Origin of the sequence: Methanospirillum hungatei (assembly GCF_019263745.1) — an archaeon.
GTDB lineage: Archaea > Halobacteriota > Methanomicrobia > Methanomicrobiales > Methanospirillaceae > Methanospirillum > Methanospirillum purgamenti.
In genome coordinates this window covers 2,910,155-2,930,941 of record NZ_CP077107.1, presented here as the reverse complement: position 1 = coordinate 2,930,941, position 20,787 = coordinate 2,910,155, and the positions used below count along the sequence as shown (strand labels likewise).

24 protein-coding genes are annotated in these 20,787 nt (G+C 42.2%); 13 read left to right on the top strand and 11 right to left on the bottom strand.

Features of this window, described 5'->3' with window-relative positions; all coding sequences use genetic code 11:
- Positions 1–14: 14 nt before the first annotated feature.
- Positions 15–791: a V4R domain-containing protein gene (locus KSK55_RS14145; protein WP_218607370.1), complete on the top strand. Its 777-nt coding sequence runs from the start codon at positions 15–17 to the stop codon at positions 789–791.
- Between the two features lie 29 nt (positions 792–820).
- Here the strand turns inward: KSK55_RS14145 and KSK55_RS14140 are convergent, their stop codons facing one another.
- Complete coding sequence (locus KSK55_RS14140; protein ID WP_214420820.1) at positions 821–1,102, bottom strand: hypothetical protein; 282 nt, start codon at positions 1,100–1,102, stop codon at positions 821–823.
- A 105-nt stretch (positions 1,103–1,207) separates the two neighbouring features.
- On the bottom strand, positions 1,208–1,726 hold the full coding sequence (locus KSK55_RS14135) for a hypothetical protein (protein WP_218607369.1): 519 nt from the start codon (positions 1,724–1,726) through the stop codon (positions 1,208–1,210).
- Positions 1,727–1,819: 93 nt separating this feature from the next.
- On the opposite strand from KSK55_RS14135, the gene KSK55_RS14130 reads away from it, so the two are divergent.
- From KSK55_RS14130 to KSK55_RS14110, 5 genes are all read left to right on the top strand, one after another.
- Positions 1,820–2,686 carry a GNAT family N-acetyltransferase gene (locus KSK55_RS14130; RefSeq protein WP_218607368.1) on the top strand — a complete coding sequence of 289 codons (867 nt, stop codon included), beginning with the start codon at positions 1,820–1,822 and terminating at the stop codon, positions 2,684–2,686.
- Entirely contained in the window at positions 2,683–3,246 is a 564-nt protein-coding gene (locus tag KSK55_RS14125) for a cysteine hydrolase family protein (protein WP_218607367.1), read from the top strand. The genes KSK55_RS14130 and KSK55_RS14125 overlap by 4 nt, the downstream gene beginning before the upstream one ends.
- Before the next feature lie 61 nt (positions 3,247–3,307).
- On the top strand, positions 3,308–3,583 hold the full coding sequence (locus KSK55_RS14120; protein ID WP_214420816.1) for a DUF1294 domain-containing protein: 276 nt from the start codon (positions 3,308–3,310) through the stop codon (positions 3,581–3,583).
- Between the two features lie 81 nt (positions 3,584–3,664).
- On the top strand, positions 3,665–4,750 hold the full coding sequence (locus KSK55_RS14115) for a cache domain-containing protein (protein ID WP_218607366.1): 1,086 nt from the start codon (positions 3,665–3,667) through the stop codon (positions 4,748–4,750).
- An 87-nt stretch (positions 4,751–4,837) separates the two neighbouring features.
- Positions 4,838–5,569 (top strand): helix-turn-helix domain-containing protein, encoded by a 732-nt coding sequence (locus KSK55_RS14110; protein ID WP_218607365.1) that lies wholly within the window; start codon positions 4,838–4,840, stop codon positions 5,567–5,569.
- 139 nt (positions 5,570–5,708) lie between these two features.
- Here the strand turns inward: KSK55_RS14110 and KSK55_RS14105 are convergent, their stop codons facing one another.
- Together KSK55_RS14105 and dmpI are read right to left on the bottom strand one after the other, a co-directional pair.
- Complete coding sequence (locus KSK55_RS14105; RefSeq protein ID WP_214420813.1) at positions 5,709–6,533, bottom strand: nitroreductase family protein; 825 nt, start codon at positions 6,531–6,533, stop codon at positions 5,709–5,711.
- A gap of 15 nt (positions 6,534–6,548) precedes the next feature.
- A complete protein-coding gene (gene dmpI / locus KSK55_RS14100; RefSeq protein WP_218607364.1) occupies positions 6,549–6,767 on the bottom strand; it encodes a 4-oxalocrotonate tautomerase DmpI in 219 nt (72 codons plus the stop codon).
- Positions 6,768–6,920: 153 nt separating this feature from the next.
- On the opposite strand from dmpI, the gene KSK55_RS14095 reads away from it, so the two are divergent.
- Entirely contained in the window at positions 6,921–7,277 is a 357-nt protein-coding gene (locus KSK55_RS14095; protein ID WP_214420811.1) for a winged helix-turn-helix transcriptional regulator, read from the top strand.
- 47 nt (positions 7,278–7,324) lie between these two features.
- Here KSK55_RS14095 and KSK55_RS14090 read toward each other — a convergent pair whose 3' ends face one another.
- A complete protein-coding gene (locus KSK55_RS14090) occupies positions 7,325–7,789 on the bottom strand; it encodes an LEA/WHy family protein (protein ID WP_218607363.1) in 465 nt (154 codons plus the stop codon).
- 256 nt (positions 7,790–8,045) lie between these two features.
- Between KSK55_RS14090 and KSK55_RS14085 the strand changes: the two genes are divergently transcribed.
- A complete protein-coding gene (locus KSK55_RS14085) occupies positions 8,046–8,420 on the top strand; it encodes a hypothetical protein (RefSeq protein ID WP_218607362.1) in 375 nt (124 codons plus the stop codon).
- Positions 8,421–8,583: 163 nt separating this feature from the next.
- Positions 8,584–9,903: a hypothetical protein gene (locus KSK55_RS14080; RefSeq protein WP_218607361.1), complete on the top strand. Its 1,320-nt coding sequence runs from the start codon at positions 8,584–8,586 to the stop codon at positions 9,901–9,903.
- 8 nt (positions 9,904–9,911) lie between these two features.
- On the opposite strand, the gene KSK55_RS14075 is transcribed toward KSK55_RS14080, so the two are convergent.
- Entirely contained in the window at positions 9,912–10,487 is a 576-nt protein-coding gene (locus tag KSK55_RS14075) for an HD domain-containing protein (RefSeq protein WP_218607359.1), read from the bottom strand.
- A 288-nt stretch (positions 10,488–10,775) separates the two neighbouring features.
- On the opposite strand from KSK55_RS14075, the gene KSK55_RS14070 reads away from it, so the two are divergent.
- Positions 10,776–12,551: a thiamine pyrophosphate-dependent enzyme gene (locus tag KSK55_RS14070; protein ID WP_218607357.1), complete on the top strand. Its 1,776-nt coding sequence runs from the start codon at positions 10,776–10,778 to the stop codon at positions 12,549–12,551.
- A 54-nt stretch (positions 12,552–12,605) separates the two neighbouring features.
- Here KSK55_RS14070 and KSK55_RS14065 read toward each other — a convergent pair whose 3' ends face one another.
- Together KSK55_RS14065 and KSK55_RS14060 are read right to left on the bottom strand one after the other, a co-directional pair.
- Entirely contained in the window at positions 12,606–13,265 is a 660-nt protein-coding gene (locus tag KSK55_RS14065) for a metal-dependent hydrolase (protein WP_214420805.1), read from the bottom strand.
- Positions 13,266–13,274: 9 nt separating this feature from the next.
- Positions 13,275–13,886 (bottom strand): helix-turn-helix domain-containing protein, encoded by a 612-nt coding sequence (locus KSK55_RS14060; protein ID WP_214420804.1) that lies wholly within the window; start codon positions 13,884–13,886, stop codon positions 13,275–13,277.
- Positions 13,887–14,138: 252 nt separating this feature from the next.
- Here KSK55_RS14060 and glyS point away from each other — a divergent pair, with 252 nt between their 5' ends.
- Both glyS and KSK55_RS14050 read left to right on the top strand, forming a co-directional pair.
- The gene (glyS, locus tag KSK55_RS14055; protein WP_218607355.1) at positions 14,139–15,857 is read left to right on the top strand and encodes a glycine--tRNA ligase; all 1,719 of its coding nucleotides are present in this window, start codon (positions 14,139–14,141) and stop codon (positions 15,855–15,857) included.
- Positions 15,857–18,109 carry a DEAD/DEAH box helicase gene (locus tag KSK55_RS14050; protein WP_218607354.1) on the top strand — a complete coding sequence of 751 codons (2,253 nt, stop codon included), beginning with the start codon at positions 15,857–15,859 and terminating at the stop codon, positions 18,107–18,109. Before glyS ends, KSK55_RS14050 begins: the two co-directional genes overlap by 1 nt.
- On the opposite strand, the gene KSK55_RS14045 is transcribed toward KSK55_RS14050, so the two are convergent.
- Positions 18,079–18,480 (bottom strand): Sjogren's syndrome/scleroderma autoantigen 1 family protein, encoded by a 402-nt coding sequence (locus tag KSK55_RS14045; protein ID WP_218607353.1) that lies wholly within the window; start codon positions 18,478–18,480, stop codon positions 18,079–18,081. The two genes, KSK55_RS14050 and KSK55_RS14045, sit on opposite strands and share 31 nt — an antisense overlap.
- A gap of 63 nt (positions 18,481–18,543) precedes the next feature.
- Between KSK55_RS14045 and KSK55_RS14040 the strand changes: the two genes are divergently transcribed.
- On the top strand, positions 18,544–18,807 hold the full coding sequence (locus tag KSK55_RS14040; RefSeq protein ID WP_109941945.1) for a UPF0147 family protein: 264 nt from the start codon (positions 18,544–18,546) through the stop codon (positions 18,805–18,807).
- 77 nt (positions 18,808–18,884) lie between these two features.
- Here KSK55_RS14040 and KSK55_RS14035 read toward each other — a convergent pair whose 3' ends face one another.
- Positions 18,885–19,304 carry a secondary thiamine-phosphate synthase enzyme YjbQ gene (locus KSK55_RS14035; RefSeq protein ID WP_218607352.1) on the bottom strand — a complete coding sequence of 140 codons (420 nt, stop codon included), beginning with the start codon at positions 19,302–19,304 and terminating at the stop codon, positions 18,885–18,887.
- A gap of 58 nt (positions 19,305–19,362) precedes the next feature.
- Positions 19,363–20,643: a phosphomethylpyrimidine synthase ThiC gene (gene thiC, locus KSK55_RS14030; RefSeq protein ID WP_218607350.1), complete on the bottom strand. Its 1,281-nt coding sequence runs from the start codon at positions 20,641–20,643 to the stop codon at positions 19,363–19,365.
- Positions 20,644–20,787 lie beyond the last annotated feature (144 nt).

Here is a 20,787-nt window from a genome sequence, read left to right as displayed (position 1 = left end):
AATAATATCTGTATGTGGTAGAAAGCAAGGAGTTGCCCGATCAGGATCTGACAGAAGATATACGACTTTTTTCTTCAAAAGATCGGGTAATGGCAATAGACAGTTCAGTCAAGAAAAAAATTCTTGATCTATTGCAAGAACGTGATCGCTCGTTTGATGAACTGGTAAGTTCCTGTGGCAAAGCAAAATCCACGATATCAGTGCATATCCATGATCTCATTCATGCAGGATTTATTTCCTCACAGACCGATCCTCATGATAACCGTAAAAAAATACTCACCCTTACATCTGATCCAATTGGACGTCTGACAAACCGTGATCGTGACATTTCTCTCAAAGAAGAGCCATGTGATGAGGAACTTCCATTTCATCCAAGAGATATTGCATCCTTTTTCAAGTTTGGAATCCGCACATTTCGAACTGAAGCCATGGCTCTTGGGATTAATATAGATCCGGTGCTTGAACGAACCGGATGGAAAATTGGATCTATTCTTACACCCCTCATTTATAGTCCAGATATATCCCAAATGGTTCAGAACATCCATAATTTCTGGCAGGAACATGGGCTTGGATCAGTAGAACTGAGTGGATCTGATCCCATTGCTATTATCGTCTATGGGTGTTTTGAATGTGAAGATTTACCTGTAACCGGTCATGGAGCATGTTCATTTGATATTGGCGTTCTTTCAGCGATATTTACAAAATATCTTAATGCCCCTGTTCAGATAACTGAAGTAGAGTGTTATTCCGCAGGTGACACTCATTGCAGATTCCTAATTAAAAAGCTATAAACAGAAAAACGATAACGAGAGAAAAGAAATTACCGTGGGATTCTCTCGTTTAGCAACTTATAAAATTTTACATAGATATCCGGTCGCTTCTTCATCATTTTGAAAATTTTTTCGTTCGTAACTTCATCACAGGGAATAAAAGGCTCCTCGGTAAGGAGCGGATCTCCTGGAGTAATGATTGATGTATCTCCTGAATCAAGATTAAAGATGATACACCGGTCATCTGCAACCGGACCAATGAGAGTCTGTTTAGGTTCTCCGTGAATATCTGTCCGATATCCAAGAACCTTATTTGGTCTTTTCTCCTGCATGGTCAAATAGTACTATTACATTTGTCTTTATCATACATAGATAAATTGGGTAAACATTTTTTATTATCACATCTCATTCTCATTCTCTAATCGAAAAGATTTGGATTAGGAAATTCGATTTATTAGTTTACTAGTTACAATTGCATCGAATATACGATGAATATTTTCCCTTGCGGTATCAAACCATACCAGCATTTCATCCCTTGAAAACGTAAATTGATCTTTATTACTTGCTTTAAAAACAAGAATCATTTTATCATTATTTTGTTCATAGCGAACGTTAATTACTAAATTCTCAATACTTCCTGCGATGTTTATCTCTGATACAGGCCCCTGTACAATCAGGGATCTTATATCAACGGGAACCATCGGAGCAATTAAAATGAGATTTCCAGGGATATCTCCTGTAGTTAGAAGGAACACATCAGTATACTTGAGTATACAATCAGTTGTTATTTTATTATTTGCTGTCAGTTCTAATGAATGAATAATCTGGTTCCGTATTTTTTCCCACCCAGGATAAGGAGAAGGAAACACTTCTTCAACACTCTGTCCATTTTCTGAGCAAAACCTGAACATGACTTCTTCAACAGGAGAACGAGAAAAATTATGAGAAGTAACCATAGAAACCATTCCATATCATACTACAAAGATACTTTTTACCTATATTCAATCATCTCCGAATACTCATATAGATGCAGAAAAAAACCAGTGAGTATGGTCCGGATCATACAGTTCCCCCGGATTGTTCCGGCAGCAGGGACACCACCCAAAAGAATAGAAGAATATGTGGGACGAATCATATCCGGAACTTCCAATGTGAGTATTGCAAGAATGATTAGCCCTCCTGGTTGGTCTGAGCCATATCAAATCCCGGAATTTGAAGAGTACACCATTGTTCTCTCCGGAATTCTTCAGGTTGAAGCAGAGGGACATTGTATTCAGGTTCAGGCAGGACAAGCAGTAATAATGCCATCAGGAATAAAAGTGCGATATAGTACTCCTGAGGGAGCTGAATATATTGCGGTTTGCACTCCTGCATTTTCCCCTGATATCGTCAATCGTGAGATGGTAATTAATGATTACGAGATACAGAAAATTGCGAAACCTTCAATTTTAAGCACTATCATTTTTGCAACCGGACCAGAAGAGATTGATCAGATAGAAGACCTTTGGGTGGAATTAAGGAGATTTATTCAATCCAAAAACCATTTATTCGTTGATAGAATGAATAAAGTCAAATTTCATGAACGAAAACAGGAAATCCTTGAGAGAAATGCTTCAAGAAACCTTCGGATCTTTTTTGCGTCAGACGAAATAAGCCATAAGAATATCGGATATTGTCTCTGTTCTGTAGCTTCTGACTCATATGGAGAAATTGAGTCAATTTTTATTTGTGAAGAAGCCAGAAACCAGGGTATCGGAACTAAACTTATGACTCAGGCACTTTCCTGGATGAAAGAAGAGGGCGGAACAGATATCCTTGTTCATGTTACGGTTGGAAATGAAGATGTTATTGGATTTTATAAAAAGTTTGGATTACACCCACGGCAATATATACTGTCTTGCCCGGAGGAGAAATGACCAAATCAGCACTTGTTCTCATTGATATTCAGAATGATTACTTCCCTGGTGGAGCGATGGAATGTTTTAACAGTATCAGTGCTGCAGAAAACGCAGGAAATATTCTAAAATTCGCCAGAGAACAAGGATTTATGCCAATCCATATAAGACACATCTCTACACGCCCTGATGCCAATTTTTTTAAACCTCATACATATGGATCTGAGTTGTATCATCTCGTAGCGCCTTTAGCTGATGAACAAGTTATCATTAAACATTATCCAAATAGTTTTCAAAAAACCGATCTAAAGGATGTTCTCTTAAAAAAAGGAGTTGAAAATCTCATCATTTGCGGAATGATGAGTCATATGTGCATTGATGCTACAGTTCGAGCAGCTGCAGATAAGGGATTTTCCTGTACCCTTATTCATGATGCTTGTGCAACAAGAGAACTATCATTTCTGGGTACCATCATCCCTGCAAACATGGTCCATGCAGCGTACATGAGTGCATTATCAGGACTATATGCCAGAGTATGTTCGACTGAAGAGTTGCTTTCCGGGATCATGAGTGGCATATAAAAGATGTGCATTAGAATACTCACATATTTTAGCACATTGCGCGAAACCAGATAAGTCATCTATGAACGAATTTCTGCTCATACCATACCTTATCATCAATGGGATTGCTTTTGCCTTATTTGGAATCGATAAACAACGGGCAATGCAAGAAGAATACCGGATATCAGAAAAAACACTCCTGACTATTGCCCTCTTTGGTCCTTTTGGAGCATATGGAGGAATGCGAATATTCAGACACAAAATTCGAAAACCGCTCTTTTCAATTCTGGTTCCTATTTTTATTCTCATACATGTTGCTATTTATGTACTCATTATCTCTGCATATGTTAGCCTCTAATGAAAGAATCAGATCGGTGGTTCTTAAAGATAAAAAGGAGTACACCAGAACTCTTTTCTCATGATCCACCGAAAAAAATGTATGATACAATCAGCAGTATCGGTGGGTGTAATTGTTCTGACATTATCACTCATCTGTGCAAGTGGGTGTATTGCACAGGAAACAACTCCGGAAATCTCATTTACCGGTGAAATTGTGTATATGGATCTTGAAGGAGGATTTTATGGAATTATTTCTTCTGAAGGGACAAACTATCTCCCCCTGGATCTTTCTGATGAGTTCAGGAAAGATGGCCTGAAGGTTGATGTATCTGGTACAATTGACCAGGATGTCATGACAATTCAAATGTGGGGTCAGCCTTTCAGGATTAACTCGATATCTGTACGTAGTGATATGCCAGAATCAAAAACCTGGTATGAAGGACAAGAAACTGGTCTTTCTCCAGATGAGAAGTTGGGTATGACAACACTATTGCTTAAGTCATCATCATCTCTTATGACCACTTTGAATGAGTATGATGCAGAAGTAGCAAAGGTTGCATTAGAGCTCAAAGGGAAGAACCTGCAAACAAGTGAACTGGACTCTTATCTTGAAAAACTGATTCAGAAAAATAATGGAGTCTATGCTGCATCAATTATTGACAGGTCAGGAACCATAATTGCAATTTATCCAGACTCCCACCAGGAAAGTGTTGGAAAGGATGCAAGTTCACAGTTGGCAATAAAATCCGTGAAAACAAATCCAGTACCGGGAATGAGTGATTATATTGAGACAATTGAAGGTGAACATGCAATATTCATTGTCCATCCATTGTACTCTTCTTCTCTGTCAGTTACAGGGTATCTCACAGCATTATATAAACCAGATATTCTGGTAGAAGAAGCACTCCGTTCAGTTCATGATAACGAAAACTCAATCCTTGTTATCCAGCCGGACGGAACAATTATCGGTTACGCTGGATTAGCAGCAGGTACATTATTTCCGGCTGACACAAACCAGACTCGAAATATTTCGATGAATGATAACCTACCGATTGCGTCATATCCAGCAGGTTATGATATGATAACGCTTGGAACCGAATCGAGCATTGACAATATTGAATACCCGGTTTACTGGACCTCAATTTTCCTCCATCATAATCCCTGGAGAATCCTGGTTTTTAAGTAATTACCCTTTTTTTACATGATCTTTTCGTGAGAGTTATCCTCTATAATAAAGAGATCCTTTTTTCAGATCGGAAATCAATATTACACCTTGAAAATGGTGCATTCTAAACAGACGATTACTCTATCAATCTCACCCCAAATAATAAGTAGACTGCGTATTTTAGCCGCTGAACATCATGTTCCTATTGAAGAAGTTGCGACAGACCTCATATACCAAGCTCTCCAGATCAAAAAACATGATCCTGTTCGTGTTGTCCAGATGGATCAAAAAGGTCATTTTAGTTCATCGGATTCTGAAATTCTCCGGGAGATTATTCAACGACAGGATGGAGAAATTACCTGGCTCCGTGAGCAAATAGCACGGTTGTCCACATTGACTCCAACCACTCATGTCATTAGGCATGAATATCCAGCCATCAGCGATGATACAAGGGTGCTAAAACCACTTATTCCAGATGAGAAAAAACAGTCTCATCCTACAGAAGAAAAAGAGGAGGATAATTCTGATGCAACCCTTCCCTCTCAGATATCCCTTGAAGATGTCCAATATAATGCTACAGAGACAGGGATGGAGTCAGATGACCTCATAACGTCAGAATATTCTGGTCATGCAAGAGTTGGGGAACAAACCCTTCGCGATTCCATTGGGGGCGTCAGGGAAGAAAAAAAATATTCTGTACGTGAAGCAGCTGCGATAGCCGGAGAAAGTGAATCGGTATTGCTTGAATATATTAGCGATGGATTTCTACCAGCAGAACGAGATGGAACAGAATACCGTATACAAGGTGTCGATCTTCGCCGGTATATAATGAGCAGGTAGATATTTCCTTGATGATGTGAGAATTAAATAATTGACTGATCTGAAAAAGGGAATCATACTCATTTTCTAGTGAGAATTACAGACGCATTTAAAAAAAACATGGATTGATTCCAGGTAACTATTCATTTTCAATTTTATCTCATTTCCATATAACCTGTAAAGCATTACGTTTAGGAATCTGATGGAACTTATATTTCGGATATCCAATCATCATTCCATATATAGAGACATGATCAGGTGGGAGACCCAGACTTGCCATGAGATCTGGTGAGCTGAGGCAAGCAATCTGAACAATCCCTGCCCAACAGGTGCCCAGATCCAAAGTAGGGGCGACGATATCAAGATGAGTCAGTGCAATAGTCGCATCAATAAATCCTACTGGATTATCCTTGTGAGCATATGCAATTACCAGATGTGGCGCTCCATGGCAGATATGATCTTCCCCATGGTCCCATGCATTAATAATCATAGGCAATATCGGCATTAACGGATGCTCGGCGCCCGACTTTACCAATTGACGAGCCCATTCAATAACACCAGCGACGAGGTTTTGAACCTCTTTCGGGTTTGAAATAATCAGCCATCTGACTGACTGACCATTCATACCTGTTGGTGCATACCTGATTATATCCAGTATTTTCTCTAAAGTTTCCCGGGGAACCGGCTCCTTTTTATAACTTCTGACCGAACGTCGCATTGCGATGAGTCTGCTGAGTTGTGCAAAGGTGGGATTTGAATCTGCAACATAATCAGGAATGGACCCTGCACCTTCAAAATCCACAGTTATTGCTCCTTCCGGACAGATTGAAGCACAATGGCCACATTTACTACAAAACTGAACGCCATTTGGATTTACAGATGCGATACTTTCTCCTTCTTTCATTTCAATAATACAGTACGGGCAGAGTGTCATACATAATGTGCACCCCGAACATTTTGATGAATCAATGGCAATGGTGGTCATTTTATCTTCCAGTAATTACTGAGAATTACCCTGGTTTTTCGCTCTTTGTGCAAATACATCAGTCAGGGGGATACCTCCCACCCCAATCGCATCAAGAGGATACTCTTTAATAAGCACGACAAAGGACGATTCGGAAATGTTTGTTATTTCACTTGCAATTTTCGTGAGATTTTTAATAAGTTCTTCTTTTTTTTCCGTACCAACCGGTGCAATTTCTAATGATATGACAGGCATTACCCTCTCCTGAAATATCCAGAGAAACCTTGATCAAAAAATTTGGAGGATTGATTGTCCAAGAATTGCTCCATCATATTTCAATACTATACATTAGGTAGTAACTATATTATTAATAATTGCATTCTAACGGATAGTAAAAATCCTATATGTATGAATGAAAAAAATCAATATCATTGTCCAGTAGAGGCTGCTCTAGCCGTAATTGGAGGAAAATGGAAAGCTCTGATTATCTGGCAATTGAAATCAGGGACACTCCGATTTACCCAGATTATGGATCACCTTCCCATGGTATCTCCACGGATGCTTACGAAACAACTTCGGGAACTTGAAGATGACGGTGTAATAATGAGAGTTATGTACCCGGAAGTCCCGCCACGAGTTGAGTATTCTCTTACTCCTCTGGGGATTTCAGTTATTCCAGTTCTCGAATCACTCTGTTCATGGGGATCAGAATATCTCCTTCATACCGGGTCATCAATTCCGGAAAAAAACTGTAAAAACAAGTAAGATATTGCCTACCCATAAAATCCAATTTTATTTAAAAAAAGGGAAATTCATATTTTTAGGGGAATGGATCTTGTCTCCTGAAAGGGGATTCGTGGCTCAAATCCAAAGAAAGATGGCTCTGCAATACCCGTAACCTGTATAGAAATATCACCGGACAACAAAAGGTGAAACCCAGCTTTAATCAGATCTTCATTCCTGACCGATACTGGCAACAATACAGTGCTCTCTCCAACCATTATATCAATATCCTCCTTTTCAATATGGCTTAACTGGTTCCATTCCTTACCATTCAGGTAGGATACATCTGCAGTAATTTTCCTGAACATGATCCCAAAGGGATTTGGATTTTCCACATTCAGTGTTATATTCAGACTTAGATCAGTGGCATTTATGTGAGCTAGATCTACGGATCCAACTGTAACGGATGGTTCCTGAAAAATTGAACTACAACCACTCACTAATATTGTTGAAACGACTATCATCAATAATAAAACAAAATGTTCAATATTCATAGTCTTTTTCCACCCTAAACCATAATAGATGTTCTACCAGACTCATGTATGATACTTACTGCCATACAATAAAACATTTTCATGATAAGAGATAAAAAGTAAGAAAATACAGGAATACAATCGAATACTTGCATGATAAATGTGAAATCACCCCTAGTAAAATTAAAAATTTGTCCATTGAACCAAACTATCAATGATATTCCATACTAATTTCAAAACTGTTCTTTTTCTGACACTTATAATAACAATTGGAAGTATGAATTATGGTATTCTCGCTGGAACTCAAGATGAATCTGCACTACATAAATATTCTGGAGTATTCAATGGATCAGAAGCCGGAGGGATGCCGGTAGCGAATGATATGGAGATGATGATTGACCTTTTGGAAAAAACCCGAATTGATACCTCATATGGTGAGGATGGAGGATCAATTTTTTCCATGGTGGACATATCCCTGACCCGGATAATCGATTCTCTTTCATCAGGGGACATTGAGGGATTCATGGATATCCCGTTGATTAAGGAAACTCTTGCTTATTTTCATATCAACGTTGATGATATTGTATTATCACCAAACGAGACTCCAAAAACTATGGAAGCAATTGATAATTATGCCAAAAGGTATGAATAAGATCCATTTACTAATTTAAATTCTTCTGATTCAATCATTTTTCATAAATTGATACACAGCATCATGTATAGAAATACCCGAAGAGATGTAAGAACATACCATAATATTCGGAACTAATAAATTCCGAAACTTATAATTTCCTTTTTAGAAATGTGGTGGCATCATGGGTAATAATATGACTCAAGCATTTTCAGGTCTGCCAATAGTGTTGATAATGATCATACTGACATTGTCCACAGGTATTGGCTTTGCGAGTGCAGCAGTCTCTGATGAGAAAATTATTTTCAATGGTCCTTTCTTTGAAAATTATGGACAGGGGTTTTCCAACTGGTCTGGTGATATGCCACCCCCAAGTGGCACACTCTTATTGAAAGGAACCTTGTCTGTTCTACCAGATACAGTGAATGCTGGTGAGTCAGTTGAGTTTACTTTAAACCTCGATGTTTCTGCGATGACCATAACAGGAAAAAGTGGTGCAACAATAAAAGCCTCCGGAGAACGGATATGGTCACTAGACACAACAAAACTCCTTGGAGAGCAGGTTGATTTTCAGGCAATCCCTGATCCAGAACTACTCGGAGTAGGTATTGGATCACCAGTCCCTGATCTCATCCTTCGTAGCACGAAGAGAATACAATCAGTTTCCATTCCTGAAACAGGAAAACCGGGAGTGTATCCAATCCGTGCATTTATAAAAGGAACTGACCTTCGGACAAATTCGGTAAACCTAACAGTATTAAACGGTTCTGCGACTTCAGAATTCAATAATTCGAGTGTATTAGAAGAACCAGGTAAAACACTGGAAATTACTTCACTAGCGATTACAATACCAGTAAAATCTGATTCTGAAAATCAAACATCAGATCTCCAGATAGGTGCAATAAACGGTAAGATAATAAACGAGCGTGAAATTCACGTTACCAGCATCTATCCCTTTACAGGAGGGGCCGGCAACACCATGGGAATTAAAATATATGGGGATCACTTCACATCCCCGGTGTATGTGACCCTTGTTAAGGATAATATGGTAATTGATGCATATAATTACTGTTTTGCCGAAAACCAGAAGTATGGTGTAGTCATGATTGACATCCCTGTGGATGCTGAATTGGGTACCTGGAATCTGGTGATAACAACAAAGACTGGAAAAGCAACCATCCCATTTGAAGTCACCTCCAAACTCATAGAACCTGTAATTCTGTCAGTAGATGCACCAGTCCTGACACCTGACGCTGCAGAGGACGTTTCAATTACCGGACGAGAATTAATTGAACCGTGTGAGGTCTTATTGGCAGGAGATAACCTTAAGTGGTTTTCATTCTATCCAAAGCCTGTTGTGATGCACAATGCCATGAAAATACGGGTAAAAATTGATGCTCCATTATCTGAGGAGATTACTTCAGGCAAAATGGATCTTTGCGTCTGGAATACTGATGGTGTAGCTTCAACATATAAAAAAGCAATCTCATTTTCTCTTGAATAAAATATCCCTTATTTTATCTCATTTTCAAGTACACTCATAAAATAAAGAAGGAAATTATGCCTTTTCATCGCAATTTCCTCTGCTGTTTGAGTGTACATAAGATCTTTTAACTTCAACAATTTCTCATATACATGACTCACTGCATCAGGAATATCGCTATTTCGCTCTCCAGAGGAAATAAATGTCCGGGCAATCCCTACCGCACCAATTGCATCAAGATTATCAGCATCAGACAATATTTTTGCTTCTAATGTAACAGGTACCGGATCAGAACTAAACCGGTGAGCCTCAATTGCATGTTGAATGAGTGGGATATATGGATCATTATACCCTATTGATGTGAGATATTCTCCGGCAATTCTTGCCCCTTCTTTTTCATGAGGTATGCCAGTCTTTTTTTCAACCGGGCGGGCAATATCATGAAACAGTGCAGCAGGGATCAATATATCCAGATTTGCCTGCTCTTTCATCCCGATGGTGTGACACAGATCTGTCACACGCAACGTATGATCAAATCCATGAGAACCAGGCTCATACAATATCCTCTGCACATATTCTTTTATACTAAAAAATGTTTCGTTCATATTAATTTAAAAACTAAATATTTCAGATTTTCATCCTTCAATTTTTTAAAATAATTTCGGCCAGTCATTCTAAATGGGCTATGTATATATGATTTCTATCTGATCCTAATCAAATAGCAAGAGAGGGGAAAAACTAAAGGTGAACTCAATCAGCACATGAACAATTGGATCAACCAATAAGAATCCTGATAATTCAATGTAGCATAAAATGGTATATATAAACAATAACTGTTCATCATCCAATACAGAGACAAACATTAAAACTCCAGCATCAGTAATTGACTTATCATGGCAGTATGGAAGTGTAGTATATGCGAATATCTGTACGATGAAATGTCTGGAGATCAATCTACCAATATTCCACCAGGAACCCCTTTTTCATCAATTCCGGATACCTGGCGATGCCCCATCTGTCATGCAGATAAAACTGCATTCAAACGAGTATTAGAGAATAGTCCTTTTACTGCTAATCTCCCTACGGTTTCTGAAGCAATAATAAAAAACCTGGTCCATTTTGGGATCATTGAGTATTTCGGAGTTCCCGGAACAAGCAGTCTTGGTATCATCGACGCCATCCGAAAAAATGATAATGCACGATTTACTCTCTTTCGTCATGAAGAAAATGCTGCAATGGCCGCATCAGCGTACAATAAACTCACCGGAAAAATAGCCGCATGTGTCACTATTGCGGGTCCGGGAGCTACCAACCTGACCACCGGCCTGTATGATGCCAAGGAAGATAGAGCATCTGTCCTTTCAATAAACGGACAGGTAGAGATGCAATATGCTGGTCCGGGAGGCTTTCAGGAGATAGATCAGGACGCATTTTTCAGACCGGTGACTGTTTTCAATAATACCATTTATGATAAGAAAATGACAATAAAAATTCTAACCATGGCAGTGCAACATGCGGTAGTAAGAAATGGTGTTGCACAGATATCAGTTCCAAACGATATTCAAAAACAGGAGATTGATCCAGAGTATGCTACAGTCCATGGAGTTATTCCAAATCGGATGATTCGTCCAGATAATGAAACCCTACAAAAAGCAATAACCCTTATTCATTCATCTACATCTCCGGTAATCCTTGCTGGGTGGGGAGCACATTCCTACCCATCTCAGGTAGAAACATTTGCAGAAAGAATAGATGCTCCAATCCTCTCAACATTTCGTGCAAAAGGAATAATTCCTGATGAACATCCACTGTATGCAGGTATTCTCGGAACGGTTGGATCTCCTGGAGCACGAACAATGGTTGAACAGGCAGATCTGCTCATCACTCTTGGAGTTGGATTTTCTAAGATGACCCGAGTTCCAGAACATACCAGGATAATACAAGTCGATTATGATCCTATTCGTCTTGGCAGGGGAAAAGATACTCTTCCGGTGTATGGAGATGTCGGAGAAGTCTTAAGAGAAATACTTCAAGGTATCCCATCCTCTTCTCATTCAAGTGCAAGAAATCGGGTCGAACAGGTAAAAAAACCATGGGAGGAGATCAGAAAAACTGAAGCAGATGATCGTTCCACTCCTATACGGCCTCCATATATCATGGAAATCCTCTCTAAAATTATTCCATCCGATGCCATAATTTCAGTAGATGTCGGTGAAAATGGCTGGTGGTTTGGAAGAAATTTTCGAATGAAGGGTCAGAAATTTGTCATGTCTGGATATCTTGCTACTATGGGATTTGGATTTCCCGGAGCAATCGCGGGAAAAATCGCATATCCAGAAAAACGAGTGTTTTGCATTACCGGAGATGGCGGATTTGCAATGGCAATGGGTGATTTTGTTACAGCTGTTAAATATGATCTCCCCATGGTAGTAATTATCCTCAATAACCATGAACTCGGAATGATCCAGGTTGAACAGCAGATAGAAAAATATCCTAACTATGCAACTGCCTTGCATAATCCGGACTTTCTTTTATATGCCAAATCATGCGGAGGTGAAGGTATCAGGGTAGAAAAACCTGAGGAACTTGAGTCAGCGGTAATCTGGGCAACCAGTCAAGATTGTCCTGTGATCGTTGATGTAATCACTGATCCCAGACGATTTGTGTAACACATATTTGCATTCTGTTCTGATCAATAAGAATACATAAAAAAAATTATATGATTATGCAGGTATCTTATACTCCATTCCGGGCTCAAGAATAACTGCTGTCATATCTGTCGTTTCATTAATCGCCCGGGCAAACTCAGAAACATCCTGACGTATCTTTTCAAACGTATTGTAATGTATTGGAATTACAATTGGAGCACCGATAAACTCTGCAGCCATCATCCCTTCTCCTGGACCCATCGTATATCTCCCTCCAACCGGGATAAGAGCCACATCAGGATGGTATAACTCACCGATAAGACGCATATCTGAAAACAGACCTGTATCACCTGCATGATACACAGTCACCCCATCCATCCGGATGATAAATCCAGCTGCACTACCACCATACATACCTATTCCTGCCTCTTCTATCCAGGATGAATGCAATGCCTGCGTCATGGTAAATGAAACATCATCCACAACAATAGTCCCACCGATATTCATTGCTTCAGTAGTGCACCCCTTCCCCCGGAGGTAATGAGCGATCTCATTATTGGTAATTATCGGGACCGAATATGATGCGGCAATACCCAGATGATCTGCATGAGCATGGGTCACTGCAACAAGATCAGGTTTAATCCTGATATCACTATCTGGAACGGAGGGATCAATCAGGATGGATTTCGAACCTTCCAGTACGATACAGGAATGGCCAGGATAAATAATTTTCATAAAAAATGTTCAGGTGATGTCAATCAACTCTGCTTCGGTAATGTCTATGGATTCACCAAAGGCATCTTTCGTTGCAGAGGAAGTCATACTCTCAGTAAGATCACGGTCTTCCATCACGTCACGGATACGTTCGAGATACTGATCCATCTCCCGATCAACCATGGCTTCAAGGACATGCCGGTATTCACGAAGGGTTGACGGACTTATCCCCAATTCCTCACTTATCTCCTTCATTGTTTTACCAGAAACAAGCAGGTGCTCCATCTGGTTCCGATCAAACGGCATCTTAAAGTCAAGTTCACGGAAGAGTTTCATCCTGACCCGGGCACGAGCAACAGTCTTGGAGAGTTTTTCATCACCAAGTTCCCTCGCAATTTCCGTATCGTTTTTACCACCGTAGTAAGCACAAATCAACTTTGCAAGCTGAATAGGTTTCAGCTTGGTCTTAAAGAAGCCCTGGTCGAGGAGTTCTCTCATTATGAGAGCAATTTCTCGCTCGACAGCATCACTATCACGGAGCGTACCATGGATCTTCTTCATCGGTTCCACAATTTTTGTGTTACCGGTCATATTGGCGAACAGTTGTAACAGCTGTTCTTTCTTCGCGACCTCTTCAGGCATTAGGACTCACACACGCTAGGGTTACCGATATAGATACCGCTGAAATTATTTAAGTTTGTTGGAATTTTTACGAAATATGACCACAATCTATTATATGGTCATAGCAAATGAGGCGTAAAAGTGCAACAGAGTCACCCTTCATGGTAGGACAGGGTTTATCATCACCATCTGGTTCAGCAGGTGGGAGGGCAGATTCAGAAGAAAATCTTCATTGTAGTTGAGAGCAATATGTAACCCGGTTTGTGATCCCAGATGAGCGATGTCTTTGATAATGTGATGGATCTGGCAAAACGCAGAGGGTTTGTCTGGCCAACTACAGAATGCTATGGCTCGGTTGCAGGGTTTATCGATTACGGCCCTCTTGGAACGTTAGTCAAACGCCGTATCGAAGACCTCTGGCGCCAGTTCTATGTAATCTCGGAAGGATATTACGAGATAGAATGCCCAACCATCGGCCAGGAGGCCATGTATATCGCATCCGGACATGTCAAGGGTTTTTCTGACAAGATGTGTCAGTGTCCGGCATGCAATGAATACTTGCGGGCTGACCATGTAGCTGAAGCCCACAATGTCCCGAACGCTGCAACCCTCTCCTGTGAGGCTCTTGCAGAAAAAATATGTACACTCCCCTGTCCTGCATGTAATGAGGTTCTTGGAAAAGTAGATGTTTTTACCTTCAACCTGATGTTTCAGACTACCATTGGACCTGGTTCACAGAGAAAAGGATATTTACGGCCCGAGACAGCTCAAGGTATCTTTGTTGATTTTGGTCGGTTACTCCGGTTTTACCGTGATAAGCTTCCCTTTGGAACCGTGCAGATCGGGCGCTCATATCGGAATGAGATATCTCCCAGGCAGGGAATGATCCGGCTTCGTGAATTCACCCAAGCAGAGGCTGAGATCTTTGTTCACCCTGAGATGAAGGATCACCCGAATTTTGAACGGTATGCAAATTATGCATTTCCTCTTCTCTCATCAGAGCAACAGCTTGGAGGACTTGAGGCAAAAACCTACACCATGAAAGATGCTGTTGCACAGGGAGTTATTGCGAACGAATACGTCGCCTACTATCTGGCCCTGACCCACGAACTGCTCGTCACGATTGGGGTAATTCCAGAACGTCTCAGATTCCGTCAACACCTCCCAGATGAACGTGCACATTATGCAGAAGATTGTTGGGATGCTGAGATTTTCTCCGAACGGTTTGGATGGGTTGAGACGGTAGGAATTGCAGATCGTACAGATTATGACCTGAAAGCCCATGCTGATCAGAGTGGCGATTCTTTTACCGCATATATCCAGTTTGAGGAGCCACGCCGGGAAATGAGACGGGTCATCAATGCTAACATGGGTGTGCTCGGTCCACAGTACCGGGGAAAAGCCAAGGTTATATCAGATGCCCTGCAGGAGGTCACTCCCGGCCCGGATGGAGCAACCGTTGTCATCGATGGGGAAGAGATCTTTGTCCCGGCTGAACTCTACGAGGTGAAAGAAGAAGAGGTGGATGTCCGTGGTGTTGATGTCAGACCTCATGTCATCGAACCAAGTTATGGTATAGACCGGATGATCTATGCCGTACTTGAACACTCATACCATGAAGAGGAAGTCGAGGGTGAAGTCAGGAAAGTGATGCGGTTCCCGAGCAGAATCGCTCCCGTTCAGGTTGCAATATTCCCACTTATGTCACGCGACGGACTGGATAAAATGGCAAAAGAAATTACCAGAACGCTTCAAATGCAGGGTATTCTTGCTGAATATGATGACTCAGGGGCAATCGGGCGTCGGTATCGCAGACAGGACGAGATAGGAACGCCATTTGCTGTGACGGTTGACTATGACTCACTTGAAGATAATACCGTAACTCTTCGTGACCGTGACAGCATGGAACAGATCCGAATTTCAAAAGACCAGCTTGCTGATCTGATACCAGCCCTTATCAGGGGTAAAAGCTCATTCTCTTCACTCATCTGATGGATTATATCTCCCATCCTTTTGTTGTTCCGGAGACAATGCAAAAGAGGACATACCAGTTCTCTATCTCCATGAACGCTCTTGAGGGAAATACACTTGTTGTTATTCCGACAGGCCTTGGAAAAACAGCAATTGCACTTATTGTTGCAGCTTCCCGTCTGTACCAGAACGGGGGGAAGGTGCTGATGATGGCCCCGACAAAACCTCTGGTCGAGCAGCACCTTCGCTATTTTCAGACTCATCTCGCCATCCCCGGAGATGATAACACAAAGTTTGCGATGTTCACCGGAGAAGCATCACCGGATAAGAGAACTCAAGAATGGATGGCTGCATCGGTGATTCTGGCTACCCCTCAGGTTATTAAAAATGACATCATAGCCGGCAGGTATGATCTCTCGGATGTGTCACTCCTTATTGTGGACGAAGGACATCGTGCAGTCGGAAATTATGCCTATGTCTTTTTGGCAGACCGATACATACAGACAGCAAAAGAACCGCTCATCCTCGCAATGACTGCATCTCCAGGGGGAAATAAGGAAAAGATCGCAGATATTGTCGAGAACCTGCATATCAAATCAATTGAAACAAGGACCGAGAACGACCCGGATGTGAAACCATATGTCCACGAAAAAGAAGTTGAGATCATCCATGTCGATCTTCCGGCAGAACTAAAAATCGCTCTTGAAGATCTAAAAGCACTCGTCAGTGATCGACTTAACCAGCTGAAACAAGCAGGTTTTCCAGTTATCGACCAGTCTTCCCTTTCAATGAAGGCACTCCAGGAGATATCAGCAATTATCCAGCAACGGATTGCAGAACGGGATGCTTCAGGATTTGCTGCGGCCAGTATCCATGCTGAACTGATGAAACTCAGGCATGCCATTGGTTTGGCAGAGTCACAGGGTTGTATGGTCCTGAAAGCCTACCTGAACAAACTCCTCGCAGAAGGAAATGCACCAGGCGGGTCAAAGGCATCAAAGAGGATTGCCTATGATCCCAGGTTCATGAGGCTGCTGAACCGGTCCATCGAATGGAAGGAGGAATGCCACCCGAAACTCCTTATCCTCCCTGACCTGGTACAGTCTATCCTGGAGGAATCACCGGAGACCAGGATCATCATCTTTGCGACCTATCGGGACACGGTCAAGATGATCGTTGATACTCTGCAGGCAACGGGAATTTCTGCAGAACGGTTTGTTGGTAAAGCAAACAAGGATCAGGAGAAAGGACTCTCCCAAAAGAGACAAATTGCTACTATAAGCAGGTTCCGTGAGGGAGAATTTTCCGTATTAGTCGCTACGTCAGTCGGAGAGGAAGGATTAGATATCCCCTCAACCGATGTGGTAATCTTCTATGAGCCGGTCCCCTCTGAGATCCGGAGTATACAGAGAAAGGGAAGAACCGGGCGTCACAGCACTGGACGAATAATTGTTCTGGTTACCAGGAAAACTGCTGATGAGACCTTTCAGATAGTCTCCAGAAGAAGGGAGAAAGCGATGGCAACCGGCATGAAAAATATTGTTGGTCATGAGAAAAAAATTCTCCAGACCGCACTCCCTCTGGATCAGGAAGAACTGCAAAAAGCGAAAGAAACACAAGAGGAGTACTTCTCAGGACCAAAGATTATCATTGATGATCGGGAACTGGTATCAAAGGTTGCCGAATACCTCTCCTCTGCCGGAGCAGTTATACGGATTGAACGGCTTTTTCAGGGCGATTATAAAATTGGTGATAGGATTCTTGTTGAGCGGAAGACTTCCCGTGATTTTGTTGATAGTCTCATCGACCGGGATCTCCTTGATCAGCTCAGAGATATGGCTAGGGTGTGCCCAAAACCTGTCCTGATTATTGAGGGGGGTGATATCTATGCTCAACGGGACATTCACCCGAATGCTATCAGAGGTGCTCTTGCTGCAATTTCTGTCTCCATGGGAATCACGATCTTTCAGACCCGGGATCCGGGTGATACCGCAGACCTGCTCCTGGTCCTTGCACGGAGGGAAGAAGAGAACGGATTTACGGAACGAGGATCCAGCCAGAAAGAGACATACGAGAGTCTTGCATCAGCTCAGGAGGCAATCATGAGTGCATTCCCGGATCTTGGGCCAAAATATGCCCGTGCACTCCTCACAGCATTTGGTTCGCTTAAAGCCATCATCGATGCTGAAAAAGAGGATCTTCTTCATATCCCAGGTATCGGTGCAAAAAAAGCAGAGATGATTTACGAGTTATCCCGTCGGCCGTACCCGTAAAGAAGAAGTGCATATGCTTCAGCCCCTTTCTTAACCGATTCCATCAGGGTAAGAATCCGGGTACTGTCCTGTTCCTCGCGTGCCTGAATCAGAAGAGCCCGAAGGGTGAGAGAAAACTCATCTTCAAGGCCTCCGGGTGCAACTGGTACCTGTTGTGACAGTACCGGCCTGGAAGTTGGTAATGGAACAGTGGTAGGCTGCTGTTCATGGTGTGATCGTGCAACCTGTTCTTCCTGGCAGACAACACACAGAGTCTCGCCTTTATATTCAAAGAGTGGTGAATGGCAGACCGGACAGGTCTTTGACAGCATCTTCCCTCCCTTCAAGAGGTACTCGGCCATAATCTCATCAGGGCTTTTTATTTTAGTCATCGGTCAGTACTGTTTTATGGGGTGGGGGTCTACTTATAAGCGAAGGTTCCAGCAGGTGATAATATGCCAACTCCAGAACAAACCATCGATATCTGTATCCAGATGTTATCCGCCATTATTGACGATGGCACCATCCCCAGAAATATCCGCCGTGTAGCAGATGAGACCCGTACTATTCTCCAGAACCAGGATCGCCAGCTTGGTCTTCGGGCAGCAGAGGCAATTTCAAAGATTGATGAAATCAGCAGTGACCCAAACATGCCGGTTCATGCACGAACCCGTGTCTGGGAATTAGTGTCGCAACTTGAAACTGTACCGCTCGATTAAACGTACATCCTATTTTCGGAGGAGAGAAATCTTCCTCCAGGGCCTTTTGGTCAGACGAAAATGAAACATGACCGTAGTCATTCACCAATGATAGTTATTACAAGGTGACGATCCCGACGTGGCCTCATATCTAGTTCAAGGAGAACAATCTGTTGCCATGTTCCGAGTATAAGCGCGCCATCACGTATCGGAATAGTGAGCGAAGGTCCAACCATTGCTGCTTTTACATGGGATCTTCCATTGCCGTCGCCCCACCGACTATCGTGAGCATAGGTAATATCAGACGGAGCACAGACCGACAGAGCTCGAGAGAGGTCGTTGAGAACTCCTGGTTCATATTCGATGGTCGTCACTGCTGCTGTAGATCCAGTCACAAACACATGGCACAGACCGATTTTGACTCCAGATAAACAGACTGTCTCCTGCACTTTTCCAGTAATATCAACAATGTCCCCTTCTCCCCTGGTTGACAGAGTTATGGTTCCGGATACTGCCATCCATTGACTGTTGCATTCAGCATGCAAGATTTTTTCGGAAAAAAGAATAAAAATAGATTTAGTCTAGTTTTTTGATTACTTTATTGGCTATCTTCAGGGCACAGTAGTCACCGCACATGGTGCAGGCGTCAGTATCAGCTGATGCACGCTCACTTCTTATCTGTCGTGCACGGGCAGGATTAATAGCAAGGTTGAACTGGGCTTCCCAGTCAAGATCACGACGGGCATGACCCATAGCAAGATCCTGGTCACGTTTGTTCAGTTTGATCATGTCACCAACATGTGCTGCGATCCGACTGGAGAAAACACCTTCATAAACCTCTTCCGGATTTGGTAAGGCGAGGTGTTCTGCAGGAGTTACATAGCAGATAAAGTCAGCACCATACATGGAGGACATGGCAGCACCAATAGCCGAGACACGGTCATCATATCCTGGTGCAATGTCAGTAACGATAGGACCAAGCATGTAAAATGGTTTATTACCCGACATACGCTTCATCAGCTTGACGTTTGTCTCAATCTCATCAAGGGGCACATGACCCGGACCTTCAACTATAACCTGGATACCCATTTCATGAGCACGGTCACCAAGTTCTGCGTTGATTATCAGTTCCTGAATCTGTGCACGGTCGGTTGCATCATGGACAGCTCCTGCCCGCATTCCATTCCCAGTTGAGAGGGTTACCTCATGCTCTTTCAAGATCTCACACAGGTAATCAAACTCCGCATAGAGGGGATTTTCCTTGTCATTGTGAAGCATCCATGCAGTAAGGAAGGCACCACCACGCGAACAGAGACCTCCGTGTCGTCCCTGGCGCTGAAGCCGTTCAAGGGTGATCCGGTTTATACCGGTGTGAATTGCCATGAAATTGGTTCCAAGTTTTGCCTGCTCCTCAGTGATACGGAAGAGGTCATCTTCCCGCATATGGATGACTGCTCCATCTTTTCTTGCAGCTTCGATAAAAGCCTGATACAATGGAACTGAACCAACGGAGAGTGTGGTCGCTTCAATACACCGTCTGCGAACCTCAACAAAGTCGCCACCAGTTGAGAGTTCCATAATGGTATCGGCACCAGCACGCTCTCCAGCTTTTACCTTCTCAACTTCCATATCCACATCGACGATATCGGTCGAGGTTCCAACAGAACAGTTCACCTTGGTTTTCAGCCCTCCACCAATACCACAGAATTTTACTTTTCTATAGGGTGATACCGGGATTACTATCTGGCCACCTGCGATCCCCCTTCGGATAAAATCTTCAGTAACGCCTTCCTGGGCTGCTACGACCTTCATTTCTTCGGTGATGATGCCTTTTCTTGCATCCTCGACTATTGACATAGCCTATATGTTCATTTAGAAGATACATAAAGGCTCTTTTTTACAAAAGAGAGTCAATTTTTGTTTATTTGAAAACAAGAAATATTGTTCTGCCTTGAATTCACCCTGAATATTCTATAGCTGGGAGATCAAACCTTCATGAGT